This window comes from Photorhabdus sp. RM323S, from assembly GCF_042879375.1.
Lineage (GTDB): Bacteria > Pseudomonadota > Gammaproteobacteria > Enterobacterales > Enterobacteriaceae > Photorhabdus > Photorhabdus tasmaniensis.
Window position 1 is genome coordinate 72,893 of sequence record NZ_JBHFKZ010000002.1, and the last position, 12,973, is coordinate 85,865.

A 12,973-nucleotide genomic window follows, 5' to 3' on the forward strand; every position below is an offset into this window, starting at 1 on the left:
TCTGTTTGGAACCTCAAAGGAAGTAAGATTCAGAATAAATCTGAATGCTACCTACTCGATATAGTTTCAATTCAGTATTTGTACGCTGATAAATAAGCAAAATATCTGGCGCTCCGTGGCATTCAAGGTAGCCAATATATTGGCCTGCTAATGAATGTTCACGGTAACGCTCTGGTAAAGGTTCACCAGTCTGTAAAAGCTCAATGGTTTTCAATTGAGCTTTATTTACCATCTAAGATCACGCTTTAGTTCATCTATCGTATCAACTCGGTGAACACCTACGCCATTTTCCAGATCTCGAATAGCCTGTAATGTCTCCTGATTAAGCTGCAACAACTCAGCAGGCAATTCTGGCTCAACAGCCAGACGATTAACCACCATACGAATTATAGTGGAAAGATTCAGCCCCATCGCTTTCGCATTAGCCATCGCCGCCGCTTTGGATTTAGGATTAACACGGGCACGTACAACGGTATCAGCCATAAGAAACCTCCCTCAATGTTTGTCTATATAATAGCCATATTGTAGCCACAAGCAAATGAATGTATCCGAGTGATGAGCAATTTTTGGAAGATTTTCCAACCGATAAACCAGAGATGAAATCCTCCTGCATCCCTACTCAATTTCTGCTAATCTGTGCCCCTCGTTTCTGGGGGGCATATGCTAAATATCGTTTTATTTGAACCTGAAATCCCACCTAATACCGGTAATATTATTCGTCTTTGTGCCAATACTGGCTTTCAATTGCATCTGATCCAGCCTTTGGGTTTTACCTGGGATGATAAAAGGCTGCGTCGGGCCGGACTGGATTATCATGAGTTTGCCAATATCAAACAGCATCATGATTATTATGCTTTTTTGGAGAATGAAGGGCTAACAGGAGTATCTTCTGCCCGGCTGTTTGCACTCACCACGAAAGGAACGCCAGCACACAGTGCGGTAAGTTATCAGGATGGGGATTATTTGATGTTCGGGCCGGAAACCCGAGGGTTACCACCTTATGTTCTGGATAATATGCCACCCCAACAAAAGATCCGTATTCCAATGCTAGCAGACAGCCGGAGTATGAATCTTTCTAATTCAGTTGCTGTTGTGGTTTTTGAAGCCTGGCGGCAATTGGGTTATTCAGGTGCTTTATTGAAAGAGTAATTGCCATTGACTAAAGTTGATGCCGTGCATCTAATCAATTAAAAGACACGGCATTTTTGAGTATTCAGTTTTGTGAACAATATTTTTCAAACACAGTTGTTCACAAATCAAATCCCATCACCATACTCAAAGCCATTATTGATACCATTAAAATGCTGGTTCATATCCAATGATGGTTTTTCGCTTTCAGGTTTTCCGACAATGCGGGCAGGCACGCCAGCAGCTGTTGTGTGTGGTGGAACCGAACGAAGGACCACTGAGCCTGCGCCAATTTTTGCCCCACGGCCAATTTCGATATTACCCAGTATTGTCGAACCCGCTCCAATCATCACCCCTTCCCTGACTTTCGGATGACGATCACCCCCGGTTTTACCTGTACCACCAAGGGTGACGGATTGCAGGATAGAAACGTCATTCTCCACCACCGCCGTTTCACCAATCACAATACCGGTAGCGTGGTCAAGCATGATGCCACATCCAATCTTGGCTGCCGGGTGAATATCAACACTAAAAGACATCGAGATTTGGTTTTGCAGGTAAATAGCCAGTGCCTTACGCCCTTCGCCCCATATCCAATGGGCAATACGATAAGCTTGCAAGGCATGGAATCCTTTGAGGTAAAGCAGAGGCGTTGAGTATTTATCTACCGCAGGATCACGTAAACGCACCGCTATAATGTCGCGGGCAGCAGAGACTATCATTTTCTGGTCCGAGCTATAAGCCTCTTCTACGATCTCCCTGACGGCAATAGCCGGCATAATCGGCGTAGCCAGTTTATTCGCCAGCATATAACTTAGAGCACTACCCAAATTTTCATGCTTGAGTAATGTCGCATGAAAAAAACTGGCTAACATCGGTTCACATTCAGCCAGTGCTTTCGCCTCTGTTCTTATGTTTTTCCAAACTTCGTCCAATTCTTCCAGCGACATATTTTTTACTCTCACAGTTAGAACCCATCTTTATTATTAGATTTTTTCTGATTCAAGAGCGTACATTATCGCTCTCGTCCTTTCTGGCTCTTCCTAGCAATGCTTGAGCAGCTTCTATCACATTTTTATTGCAATACAGTATTTGATAGATTTGTTCTGCAATCGGCATTTCAACACCGGCACGTTCGGCCAATGCGCGCACTTCTTTGGTATTGCGGTAACCTTCAACAACTTGTCCAATCTGGCTCTGGGCTTCTTCAACGCTAATTCCCTGCCCCAGCATCATGCCAAAGCGACGGTTACGTGATTGGTTATCTGTACAAGTTAAGACCAAATCGCCCAATCCCGCCATGCCCATAAAGGTTGACGGATCAGCGCCAAGCGCGGTACCCAGGCGACTCATTTCTGTTAATCCACGGGTAATCAATGCAGTACGAGCATTAGCGCCAAACCCCATGCCATCAGATATCCCCGCACCTATAGCAATCACGTTTTTTACAGCACCACCAAGTTGAACGCCAATAAAATCAGGATTTTTATAAACACGGAAACTTTTGCCACAGTGGAATAGTTGCTGAAGTTCATCACTAAAAGCAGATTCAGTCGCTGAAATCGCTATCGCTGTAGGTAAACCCGCCGCTAATTCTTTCGCAAAGGTTGGGCCAGAAAGCACCGCTAACGGTATTTTATCGCCTAATATCTCACGGGCCACGTCCTGCAATAACCGGCCAGTATCCGCTTCCAAGCCTTTAGTTGCCCAGACGATTCGCGCATCAGACCGCAAATAGGGTTTTATCTGCTTTAATACCTCACCAAACACGTGACTGGGAACCACAACAAGAATGTCACGGCTTGCTGTGAGTGCTTTTGTCAGGTCGGTTTCAAGCAATAAACTGTTAGGGAAGGAGACATCCGGCAGAAATTTCTGATTACAACGTGCTTGTTGCAATGCCTGAATATGCTCTGAGTCATGCCCCCAAAGCACAACATCATGACCATTACGTGCCAACGTGATGGCTAATGCGGTGCCGTATGAACCGGCACCGATAACTGTCATCGAAACAGTACTATTCATTAAGCTTCCTGTTGAGCTTGTTCACCATTCTCAGACTGCTCTGCTTGCTGTTGCAGGTAGTTCATGAACAGAGCATCAAAGTTTACCGGAGCCAGGTTGAGTTGCGGGAAAGTACCACGGCTCACCAAACTGGTGATGCATTCACGGGCATATGGGAACAGGATATTCGGGCAATATGCACCCAAGCAATGAGCCAGTTGAGTTCCTTCGATGCCTTCAATAGAGAAAATACCACCTTGCTGTATTTCACACAGGAATGCCGTCTCTTCGCCCAGCACAGCTGTCACAGTTACACGCAGAACAACTTCATAAACCCCCTGTGCCAACTCACTGGAAGCCGTATCCAGATCGAGCTTTACTTCCGGCTGCCATTCCTGTTGGAACACCTGCGGTGCATTTGGTGCTTCAAAAGAGATATCTTTGGTGTAGATACGTTGGATCTGGAAAGCCATTTCTGTATTGTTTTGTTCTGACATAATAATTGTTACCTTTAGATGTCCTTATTAAATTTTTTATGTGAGTGTCGCCACTCACACCCAAAATGATTACTTTTTACCACGCGCCAATGGCAAGTTTTCACCTGTCCAACCCGCCAAACCTTCTTTTAGGGAACATACGTGCTCAAAACCAGCACGGAGAAGATTCTCAGCCGGAGTACGGGATTCAGTACCATTCGCTGAAACAACAATCACCGGCTGCTTTTTATGTTTTTCCAACTCAGCCAGATTGTTGTCTTTAATTTCAGATGGAGTTAGGTTTATTGAACCAATGATATGCCCTTTGCGGAAATCTTCACGAGAACGTAAATCCACGACGATGGCTTCTTCTTTATTGATCAGATTAATCGCTTGTGCCCGCGTTATCTCTTCAGTTTTAGAGAAGAGACTTTTCATCGTCGTCACAATAACAGCAGCCAGCAGCGCAATCCAGATGAGGCTTAAGGTCATATGCTGATTAATAAATTGCATGATTTCTTGCAGCATGGGGGCAAAAACTCCCGTTGGTTATTAACAAATATCTAAGGCTCCAGAGTATACCTTTGTGTTGCGTCAATTACAGCCAAATAGCATAAGCTCAATGCAAATTTTGCGGAGAGTTTCCAGAAAAAATAAAAATACACTGAAAATGGAACGCGCTAAGTACACGATCAGAAGATTCTCTGTCACACTGAATGAATACAGGAATTTCAGCAATAAATCAGCAGACCATCTGGTAAGCAATTGTTCAACATGAAATAATCTGATGCTACATAATAGCAAGGTATATTGACAGAAATGACAGACAATAAGGAAATACCTGGCCGTAATGATCGGTTCAATCAGAACTCATGGCAGAATAAAATTCGTGCCTTATTGTTCTGTGCTTTCCTGTCCGCTGTTTTCAGCTTTCATACCTTTGCCAATCCGATTATCGACAATAAAAATCAGCTTAAAAATCTTCAACAAGACATTGCAGAGAAAGAGAAGAACGTGCAACAACAGCAGCAAAAACGCAGTACGTTGTTAAGTCAACTGAAAGATCAGGAAAATACAATTTCTAAGGTTGGCCTCTCTTTGCACAGTACCCAAACGCAGCTCAATAAGCTGAATAAAGAGATCACCGCGCTTAATGCCAATATCAAGAAACTGGCAAAACAACAAACAGCGCAACGGGATATGCTGGCACGTCAATTGGATGCCGCTTTTCGTCAAGGGCAGCATCAAGGGCTCGAGCTCATGTTCAGAGGTGAGGAAGGCAAGAGGGGGGAGCGCATCCTCGCTTACTATAGTTACCTTAATCAAGCCCGCCAGGATACTATTGTTAAGCTTGAGCAAACTACCGTTGATTTGACTGAACAAAAAAAACTTGAGCAGCAAAAACAAAAAGAGCAGAAACAAGTTCTGACGGAACAACAACAACAAAAGCAGCAGATGGAAGTGGCCCGCAGCGCCCGGCAGAAAACCCTGACTGAACTAGAGTCTTCCCTGAAGAAAGATCAAAAAAGTCTCGCTGAATTAAAACAAAATGAAACCCGCCTGCGAGATAAAATTGCCAAGGCAGAACGAGAAGCGAAAGCACGGGCGGAACGGGAAGCCAGAGAAGCTGCCCGCGTCCGTGCTCAGATTGCGGCGAAACAGAAACAAGCGCAGAAAAAAGGCTCTAGCTATAAACCCACTGAAGATGAACGTGCATTAATGGCACGGACGGGTGGCCTTGGTCGTCCGGCTGGTCAGGCAATCTGGCCGGTCCATGGCAGGGTAATACATGAGTTTGGTGAAGCACTGCAAGGTGAACTGCGCTGGAAAGGCATGGTGATTTCTGCCACAGAAGGCACTGAAGTCAAAGCAATATCCGATGGACGGGTACTGTTGGCTGACTGGTTGCAAGGCTATGGGCTGGTTGTCGTTATAGAGCACGGTAAAGGTGATATGAGCCTTTATGGCTATAATCAGAGCGCTCTGGTCAGTGTCGGCCAGCAAGTTCGTGCCGGGCAACCCATCGCCCTGGTCGGTAACAGTGGCGGTCAGGAACAACCCGCCCTGTATTTTGAAATCCGCCGTCAGGGTAGAGCGGTAAACCCACAACCTTGGCTTGGGAGATGATCAGGTGAGACAACCCAAGTTTGCAAAATTCATTGGAACTATCGTCCTGTTGCTCTTGAGCCTGCAAGCCAGCGCTGCCCGTCTGGCAATTGTTATTGATGATTTTGGCTATCGTCCTCATAACGAAAATAAAATATTGCAGATGCCTGTTGCGGTTTCTATCGCAATTCTGCCAGATTCTCCCCACGGCGGGGAAATGGCTGAAAAAGCACATAAACAAGGACGGGAGATTTTAATCCACCTGCCAATGGCACCTTTAAGTAAACAACGGTTAGAACCAGATACTCTCCAGCCAACAATGAACAGTGAAGAGATTGATCGCATTATCCAGCGCGCAATACAAAAGGTCCCTTATGCGGTAGGAATAAATAACCATATGGGCAGCGCGATGACTTCAAGCTTGCCGGGAATGCAGAAGGTTATGCGCTCGCTGTCCCACTATGAGCTTTATTTTCTCGATAGTGTGACGATTGGAAATACTCAAGCAACAAAGGCAGCAAAAGGCACCCATGTTCGCGTTATTCGCCGCAATGTTTTTCTTGATAATGTGCAATCAGAAGCGGAAACCCGCTATCAGTTAAACCGGGCAATTTCTGTTGCTCGGAAGAATGGTTCAGCTATTGCTATCGGTCATCCTCATCCGACAACCATTCGCGCATTACAACAGATGCTGTCAACGCTTCCCGCTGATATTGAATTGGTCAGCCCAAGTATGCTGTTAAGTAGCACCCCTGTTGGCGACAATCACCGTAAATGGGGCAAGCAGTGTGAAATAAAAGAGGTGCCAACCACAGTTACCAGCCAAGACTATCTGGCGGTCATTAGTAACATGCTGGTTGATAACCCCGTTGTGAATACCATGAGCCAACATATCCAGAAACTGGCTGGAGATAAATCTCAAGATAGAACAGAATAAAAAATCATCCGAAAAAATGACTAATAAAACAGGCGCCCAAAAAACTGCAAGCGCCTGTTAATCTTAGTGGTAATTTATTGATTAATCCCAGCTCAGAATAACTTTACCAGACTGCCCTGAACGCATGGTGTCAAAGCCTTTCTGGAAGTCGTCAATAGAGAAGCGGTGAGTAATAATCGGGGTTAGATCCAAACCAGATTGAATCAATGTCGCCATTTTGTACCAGGTTTCAAACATTTCACGGCCATAAATACCTTTAATAAACAAGCCTTTGAAAATCACCTGATTCCAATCGATTGCCATATCTGATGGTGGAATGCCCAGCAGTGCGACACGGCCACCGTGATTCATGGTATCTAATAAGGTACGAAACGCCGCCGGGGCACCGGACATTTCCAAACCAACATCAAAACCTTCCGTCATGCCTAACTCTGCCATGACATCTGTCAGGTTTTCCTTGCTAACATTGACTGCACGGGTAACCCCCATTTTACGGGCCAATTCAAGGCGATATTCGTTAACGTCGGTGATGACAACGTGACGCGCACCAACATGTTTACACACTGCCGCCGCCATAATACCAATGGGACCAGCCCCGGAAACCAGCACATCTTCACCAACCAGATCAAATGAAAGCGCGGTATGAACAGCATTGCCAAATGGGTCAAAAATAGAAGCCAGTTCATCAGAGATGTTATCTGGGATTTTAAACGCATTAAACGCAGGAATAACCAGATATTGAGCAAAACAACCCGGGCGGTTTACCCCGACACCAATGGTATTGCGGCATAAGTGAGTACGGCCACCACGACAGTTACGGCAGTAACCACAAGTGATATGCCCTTCGCCAGACACCCGATCACCAATTTTAAAACCTTTCACTTCCTGACCAATAGCCACAACTTCACCAACATATTCATGACCAACAACCATGGGTACAGGAATTGTTTTTTGCGACCAGTCATCCCAGTTATAGATGTGCACATCCGTTCCACAAATCGCCGTTTTACGGATTTTGATCATCACATCATTGTGCCCCAATTCTGGCTCGGGCACATCGGTCATCCAGATGCCTTCTTCCGCTTTTAACTTTGACAATGCTTTCATAAAGATGCCTTATGCAATTACTTTTAATTGCTTACCAATTCGCGTGAACGCCTCAACCGCACGTTCAATTTGTTCTTCCGTATGTGCCGCTGACATTTGCGTGCGGATACGGGCCTGATTTTTAGGGACTACCGGATAGAAGAAACCGGTGACGTAAATGCCTTCTTTCAGTAATTCTGCGGCAAATTCCTGTGCCAGTTTTGCATCGCCTAACATGACCGGGATGATCGCGTGATCAGCACCTGCCAAAGTGAAACCTGCCGCCGTCATTTTTTCACGAAACAGGTTGGCGTTCTTCCACAGGCGATCACGTAACGCATCACCTTCTTTCAGCATATCCAGCACGTTAATGGATGCCGCGACAATCGCCGGAGCCAGTGAGTTGGAGAACAGATATGGGCGTGAACGCTGGCGCAGCCACTCAACAACTTCTTTACGCGCCGCAGTATAGCCACCGGAAGCCCCCCCCAGCGCTTTACCTAATGTGCCGGTAATGATGTCAATACGATCCATGACGTCACAATATTCGTGAGTACCACGACCATGTGCACCAACAAAACCTACGGCATGGGAGTCATCCACCATCACCATTGCACCAAATTCATCCGCCAGATCACAGATAAATTTCAGGTCAGCAATGACGCCATCCATTGAGAACACACCATCTGTTGCAATCACAATATGACGCGCATTATCTGCTTTTGCTTGCTCCAATTGTGCTCTCAGTTCCTGCATATCATTATTGGCATAGCGATAACGCTTCGCTTTACATAAGCGAACACCATCAATTATAGAAGCGTGGTTCAGAGCATCCGAGATAATGGCATCTTCCGGCCCAAACAGCGTTTCAAATAAACCGCCATTGGCATCAAAACAAGAAGAATAAAGAATGGCATCTTCCATACCCAAAAATTCTGCTAGTTTTTGCTCCAGCTCTTTATGAGTATCCTGAGTCCCACAAATAAAACGAACTGATGCCATACCAAAACCATGGCTATCCATTCCCGCTTTAGCGGCAGCAATAAGATCAGGGTGATTAGCCAAACCTAAGTAGTTATTTGCGCAGAAGTTAATAACATGGCTGCCATCGGCTACAGCAATGTCAGCATTTTGGGCAGAAGTGATGATGCGCTCATTTTTGAATAACCCTTCCGAATGGGCTTGCTCTAATTGTTCATTAATTTGCTGATAAAATGATGCTGACATTTATTTTCTCCTGATTTAAGTGAAGGGTCGTTACATATTTTACGCATTGTTCAGGTAACTGACGACTCTATCAGGCAGTTAATATTAACTTTGCTGTATCCGTCACGTCATGCAACCTGAATGACCATAATATTTCAGTATATTCCCCTGCTTAAGCTGCTGTCGTCATAGATGTTAGATGTTATTATAGAAGCAATTTGCTTCATTAACCCGATTGATAGAGGTGATTCTGATGATCATTGTCACTGGCGGTGCTGGATTTATTGGCAGCAATATTGTCAAAGCACTAAATGACGAAGGATATAAAGATATTCTGGTCGTAGATAATCTGAAAGATGGTACTAAGTTCGCCAATCTGGCTGACCTGGATATTGCTGATTACATGGACAAGGAAGAGTTTATTGTTAGCATCCTGGCCGGTGATGATTTAGACGATATTGACGCTGTTTTCCATGAAGGCGCTTGCTCATCCACAACCGAGTGGGATGGTAAGTATATGATGGATAATAACTATCAATATTCAAAAGAGTTGCTGCACTATTGCCTTGAGCGTGGAATTCCCTTCTTGTACGCCTCTTCCGCAGCAACCTATGGTGGCCGCAGTGATAATTTTATCGAGGAGCGTCAATATGAAAAACCGCTCAATGTTTACGGCTACTCTAAATTCCTGTTCGACCAGTATGTCCGGGAGCTCTTGCCTCACGCTGATTCACAGATTTGTGGTTTCCGTTATTTCAATGTGTACGGGCCACGCGAAGGGCACAAAGGCAGTATGGCCAGTGTTGCATTCCATCTGAACAATCAAATCAATCAGGGGCAAAACCCCAAACTATTTGCCGGCAGTGAAGGCTTTCAACGTGATTTTATCTATGTTGGTGATGCCGCTGCGGTTAATCTGTGGTTTTGGAAAAACAGCGTTTCCGGTATTTATAACTGTGGAACAGGTCGCTCTGAATCTTTCCAGGCGGTTGCAGATGCAGTTGTTGAATTCCATCAAGATAAATCACCAGCCGTTGAATATATTAATTTTCCTGAACATTTAAAAGGCCGTTATCAGAGCTTCACTCAGGCAGATCTGACTAAACTTCGCGCGGCTGGTTATGATAGACCATTCAAAACAGTCGCCGAAGGCGTCACGGAATATATGCATTGGCTTAATCAGGATAAATAATCTACTCGTTATGAAAATATTGGTGATCGGCCCTTCGTGGGTGGGTGACATGATGATGTCGCAGAGCCTTTACCGGACATTAAAGGCCCTGCATCCTAATGCAGAAATTGATGTGATGGCACCAGCCTGGTGCCGTCCGCTGCTGGCAAAAATGCCGGACGTCAATCAGGCACTGGCAATGCCATTAGGCCACGGCGCTCTGGCATTAGGCGAGCGTCGTCGTCTTGGCGTCGCACTGCGTGAACATAAATATGATCGCGCTTATGTGCTGCCAAACTCTTTTAAATCTGCGTTAGTGCCTTTCTTCGCCAATATTCCTCTGCGTACCGGCTGGCGCGGTGAAATGAGATATGGATTGCTCAATGATATTCGTATACTGAATAAAGAAGCTTTCCCATTAATGGTTCAACGCTATGTCGTATTGGCTTACGATGCAAAACTCAGTAGCGCAGTGGAGCTTCCTCAACCGTTACTGTGGCCTCAGTTGGCTGTCAGTGATGAAGATGTTGCTGAATCTACTGCGGCATTCAATATTTCTGATCACCGGCCGATTATCGGTTTCTGTCCCGGAGCAGAGTTCGGCCCGGCAAAACGTTGGCCGCACTATCATTATGCCGCGTTGGCTCAACAGCTTATCACTAAAAAGGGATATCAAATTCTACTGTTTGGTTCCGCCAAAGATCATGAGGGTGGAGAAGATATCCGCAAGTCACTGACTGAAGAGACCCGTGAATACTGCATCAATCTTGCCGGACAAACATCGCTTGAGCAGGCGGTCAATATTATCGCAGCTTGTGATGCTATTGTGACCAACGATTCCGGTTTGATGCATGTCGCCGCAGCACTCAATCGCCCTCTCGTTGCACTCTACGGCCCAAGCAGCCCAGATTTTACGCCACCATTGTCTGATAAAGCAGAAGTTATCCGCCTTATTACTGGCTATCACAAGGTCAGAAAAGGTGACAGCGCACACGGCTATCATCAGAGTCTGATTGATATTCAACCAGAGCAGGTTATGGCTTCTCTGGATAAATTATTACAAGCGGAGAACCAGGATTAATGCGGGTTTTACTGGTTAAGACTTCTTCTATGGGGGATGTACTCCACTCTCTCCCCGCATTGACTGATGCAGAAAAAAACCTGCCTGGTGTCCGTTTTGACTGGGTGGTAGAAGAAGGATTCGCACAAATTCCCGGCTGGCATAGTGCAGTCGATCAAGTTATTCCTGTTGCTATTCGCCGCTGGCGTAAGAACTGGTTTGGTAAAGAGATCCGCGCAGAACGCCGTTTATTTAAAGAAAAACTAAAATTACATCATTATGATGCCATTATTGATGCACAGGGGTTATTAAAGAGTGCATTTCTGGTAACTCGATTAGCTCATGGCCCTAAACATGGTTACGACCGTAAAAGTATCCGTGAGCCATTAGCGAGTTTTTTTTACGATTGCCGCCATGCGGTCAGCAAGCAGCAACATGCCGTAGAACGTATCCGCGAGCTGTTTGCTGTCAGCTTGGGTTATACCAAACCAGCAGAGCTGGGCGATTATGGTATTGCCCGTCACTTTTTAAAGCAACAATCAGAAAATCAAGGTGATTATCTGGTTTTTCTCCATGCCACTACCCGTGATGAAAAACACTGGCCGGAAAGCCATTGGCGTCAGCTTATTGCTGAAATTCAGCCGACTGGTATGCGAATTAAACTTCCCTGGGGAGCTGAACATGAGCACCAACGTGCATTGAGGCTGGCGGAAGATCTCCCTCATGTGGAAGTTCTGCCAAAACTGACTTTGGCACAAGTCGCTCAGGAATTGGCGGGGGCACAAGCCGTTGTCTCTGTTGATACTGGCCTGAGCCACCTCACCGCCGCACTGGATCGCCCTAATATTACGCTGTTTGGCCCAACCGATCCGGGCCTGATCGGAGGATACGGCAAGGAACAGATGTCCTTGAAAGCAGAAGATGGAAATATCAGAAGTATTACGCCATCGAAAGTACTCTCCTGTCTCTGGCGAAAAATATGAAATTAGTTGCAAAACACGGGTTAAAGGCACCCTTTAACCCGTATTCAATCTTTTTTAATTTTATATATTTTTCTAACAAATATTTTCCATAATATATTTTTAATCTTTACAGAAAAGGGCCTTCTTTTCCTTATGTCTTTCCAAATTTTTCCTGCCTTAATATTATGCTCACTATCTCTCCCCGATATGGTTGTATTAACAGCATCCTCACTTTCTGTAACCAAAACTGGCACTGTACAACATAATTTTATAACTCCATTTTCCCTGAAAAACTCCCAGCGATCTGCAACTAACCATACAGGATAAAGGAAATCAATGAGGTTTTTAGCTGCCTGATTATTCAATATATAACCACAAGTTAATGAAGCGCTCAATACCGATTTAATATCTACACCACAAAGAAGCTTATATTTAGAGCGTTCAAAATATTGACTGGCTTTACTCAAAAGAATAGCAGAAGGGGCTATTATCTTTTTTTGCTGAATTTCATTTAAGAATTCAGGCAAACGTTCATTTAAGATAACATCATCCTCTAATATTAATGCCATAGGAATATTATTTTCAACTATATTCCTGTAGATTTTTATATGACTTAAAGCACACCCAATCTCACCCAGCGTTATAGCATCACTTAATTCCCTTGTTTGCCGCTGTAACTCCTCCTGTGATAACAGGCGACCATCAACAGCCTCAATAAATTCATAATCTAAATTTAGTTTAATACATTGTTCTTCTATTCTTTTCCTTCTCTCTATAGAGTGTTTAAGATTAATAATAAAAGTTTTCATATTCTGTGCTAATGCTCCATTATTATAA

15 protein-coding genes are annotated in these 12,973 nt (G+C 44.8%); 6 read left to right on the plus strand and 9 right to left on the minus strand.

Annotated elements, in window-relative coordinates; translation table 11 throughout:
• Positions 1-13: 13 nt before the first annotated feature.
• Both ACGF7G_RS01350 and ACGF7G_RS01355 read right to left on the minus strand, forming a co-directional pair.
• Entirely contained in the window at positions 14-232 is a 219-nt protein-coding gene (locus ACGF7G_RS01350) for a type II toxin-antitoxin system YafQ family toxin (RefSeq protein WP_387463047.1), read from the minus strand.
• Complete coding sequence (locus tag ACGF7G_RS01355) at positions 226-483, minus strand: type II toxin-antitoxin system RelB/DinJ family antitoxin (RefSeq protein ID WP_387463049.1); 258 nt, start codon at positions 481-483, stop codon at positions 226-228. Before ACGF7G_RS01355 ends, ACGF7G_RS01350 begins: the two co-directional genes overlap by 7 nt.
• A 177-nt stretch (positions 484-660) precedes the next feature.
• On the opposite strand from ACGF7G_RS01355, the gene trmL reads away from it, so the two are divergent.
• Entirely contained in the window at positions 661-1,149 is a 489-nt protein-coding gene (gene trmL / locus ACGF7G_RS01360; RefSeq protein ID WP_387463051.1) for a tRNA (uridine(34)/cytosine(34)/5-carboxymethylaminomethyluridine(34)-2'-O)-methyltransferase TrmL, read from the plus strand.
• Between the two features lie 107 nt (positions 1,150-1,256).
• On the opposite strand, the gene cysE is transcribed toward trmL, so the two are convergent.
• From cysE to ACGF7G_RS01380, 4 genes are all read right to left on the minus strand, one after another.
• The gene (cysE, locus tag ACGF7G_RS01365; RefSeq protein WP_133814264.1) at positions 1,257-2,078 is read right to left on the minus strand and encodes a serine O-acetyltransferase; all 822 of its coding nucleotides are present in this window, start codon (positions 2,076-2,078) and stop codon (positions 1,257-1,259) included.
• Between the two features lie 52 nt (positions 2,079-2,130).
• Positions 2,131-3,153, minus strand: coding sequence for an NAD(P)H-dependent glycerol-3-phosphate dehydrogenase (gene gpsA / locus ACGF7G_RS01370; RefSeq protein WP_387463052.1), 1,023 nt, complete (start codon positions 3,151-3,153; stop codon positions 2,131-2,133).
• Positions 3,153-3,629, minus strand: a complete 477-nt coding sequence (gene secB / locus ACGF7G_RS01375) for a protein-export chaperone SecB (protein WP_387463053.1) — start codon at positions 3,627-3,629, stop codon at positions 3,153-3,155. Before secB ends, gpsA begins: the two co-directional genes overlap by 1 nt.
• A gap of 69 nt (positions 3,630-3,698) precedes the next feature.
• A complete protein-coding gene (locus ACGF7G_RS01380; RefSeq protein ID WP_133814045.1) occupies positions 3,699-4,136 on the minus strand; it encodes a rhodanese-like domain-containing protein in 438 nt (145 codons plus the stop codon).
• A gap of 291 nt (positions 4,137-4,427) precedes the next feature.
• Between ACGF7G_RS01380 and envC the strand changes: the two genes are divergently transcribed.
• A complete protein-coding gene (envC, locus tag ACGF7G_RS01385) occupies positions 4,428-5,735 on the plus strand; it encodes a murein hydrolase activator EnvC (RefSeq protein ID WP_133814046.1) in 1,308 nt (435 codons plus the stop codon).
• Positions 5,736-5,739: 4 nt separating this feature from the next.
• Entirely contained in the window at positions 5,740-6,651 is a 912-nt protein-coding gene (locus ACGF7G_RS01390; protein WP_387463054.1) for a divergent polysaccharide deacetylase family protein, read from the plus strand.
• An 81-nt stretch (positions 6,652-6,732) separates the two neighbouring features.
• Here ACGF7G_RS01390 and tdh read toward each other — a convergent pair whose 3' ends face one another.
• Together tdh and kbl are read right to left on the minus strand one after the other, a co-directional pair.
• A complete protein-coding gene (gene tdh, locus ACGF7G_RS01395; RefSeq protein WP_133814048.1) occupies positions 6,733-7,758 on the minus strand; it encodes an L-threonine 3-dehydrogenase in 1,026 nt (341 codons plus the stop codon).
• 9 nt (positions 7,759-7,767) lie between these two features.
• Positions 7,768-8,964, minus strand: a complete 1,197-nt coding sequence (gene kbl, locus ACGF7G_RS01400) for a glycine C-acetyltransferase (protein WP_387463055.1) — start codon at positions 8,962-8,964, stop codon at positions 7,768-7,770.
• Between the two features lie 232 nt (positions 8,965-9,196).
• Here kbl and rfaD point away from each other — a divergent pair, with 232 nt between their 5' ends.
• From rfaD to rfaC, 3 genes are read left to right on the plus strand one after another with little or no spacing between them, the layout of a single operon-like run.
• Complete coding sequence (gene rfaD, locus ACGF7G_RS01405; protein ID WP_133814050.1) at positions 9,197-10,135, plus strand: ADP-glyceromanno-heptose 6-epimerase; 939 nt, start codon at positions 9,197-9,199, stop codon at positions 10,133-10,135.
• Positions 10,136-10,145: 10 nt separating this feature from the next.
• Positions 10,146-11,195, plus strand: coding sequence for an ADP-heptose--LPS heptosyltransferase RfaF (gene rfaF / locus ACGF7G_RS01410; protein WP_387463057.1), 1,050 nt, complete (start codon positions 10,146-10,148; stop codon positions 11,193-11,195).
• On the plus strand, positions 11,195-12,157 hold the full coding sequence (gene rfaC, locus ACGF7G_RS01415; RefSeq protein WP_387463059.1) for a lipopolysaccharide heptosyltransferase RfaC: 963 nt from the start codon (positions 11,195-11,197) through the stop codon (positions 12,155-12,157). Before rfaF ends, rfaC begins: the two co-directional genes overlap by 1 nt.
• A gap of 44 nt (positions 12,158-12,201) precedes the next feature.
• Here rfaC and ACGF7G_RS01420 read toward each other — a convergent pair whose 3' ends face one another.
• Entirely contained in the window at positions 12,202-12,945 is a 744-nt protein-coding gene (locus tag ACGF7G_RS01420) for a glycosyltransferase family 25 protein (RefSeq protein WP_387463061.1), read from the minus strand.
• Between the last annotated feature and the right edge of the window lie 28 nt (positions 12,946-12,973).

Coding starts and splice junctions, on each gene's coding strand:
- ACGF7G_RS01350 (WP_387463047.1), bottom strand. CDS start 232: ATGGTAAATAAAGCTCAATTGAAAACCATTGAGCTTTTACAGACTGGT.
- ACGF7G_RS01355 (WP_387463049.1), bottom strand. CDS start 483: ATGGCTGATACCGTTGTACGTGCCCGTGTTAATCCTAAATCCAAAGCG.
- trmL (WP_387463051.1), top strand. CDS start 661: ATGCTAAATATCGTTTTATTTGAACCTGAAATCCCACCTAATACCGGT.
- cysE (WP_133814264.1), bottom strand. CDS start 2,078: ATGTCGCTGGAAGAATTGGACGAAGTTTGGAAAAACATAAGAACAGAG.
- gpsA (WP_387463052.1), bottom strand. CDS start 3,153: ATGAATAGTACTGTTTCGATGACAGTTATCGGTGCCGGTTCATACGGC.
- secB (WP_387463053.1), bottom strand. CDS start 3,629: ATGTCAGAACAAAACAATACAGAAATGGCTTTCCAGATCCAACGTATC.
- ACGF7G_RS01380 (WP_133814045.1), bottom strand. CDS start 4,136: ATGCTGCAAGAAATCATGCAATTTATTAATCAGCATATGACCTTAAGC.
- envC (WP_133814046.1), top strand. CDS start 4,428: ATGACAGACAATAAGGAAATACCTGGCCGTAATGATCGGTTCAATCAG.
- tdh (WP_133814048.1), bottom strand. CDS start 7,758: ATGAAAGCATTGTCAAAGTTAAAAGCGGAAGAAGGCATCTGGATGACC.
- kbl (WP_387463055.1), bottom strand. CDS start 8,964: ATGTCAGCATCATTTTATCAGCAAATTAATGAACAATTAGAGCAAGCC.
- rfaD (WP_133814050.1), top strand. CDS start 9,197: ATGATCATTGTCACTGGCGGTGCTGGATTTATTGGCAGCAATATTGTC.
- rfaF (WP_387463057.1), top strand. CDS start 10,146: ATGAAAATATTGGTGATCGGCCCTTCGTGGGTGGGTGACATGATGATG.
- rfaC (WP_387463059.1), top strand. CDS start 11,195: ATGCGGGTTTTACTGGTTAAGACTTCTTCTATGGGGGATGTACTCCAC.
- ACGF7G_RS01420 (WP_387463061.1), bottom strand. CDS start 12,945: ATGAAAACTTTTATTATTAATCTTAAACACTCTATAGAGAGAAGGAAA.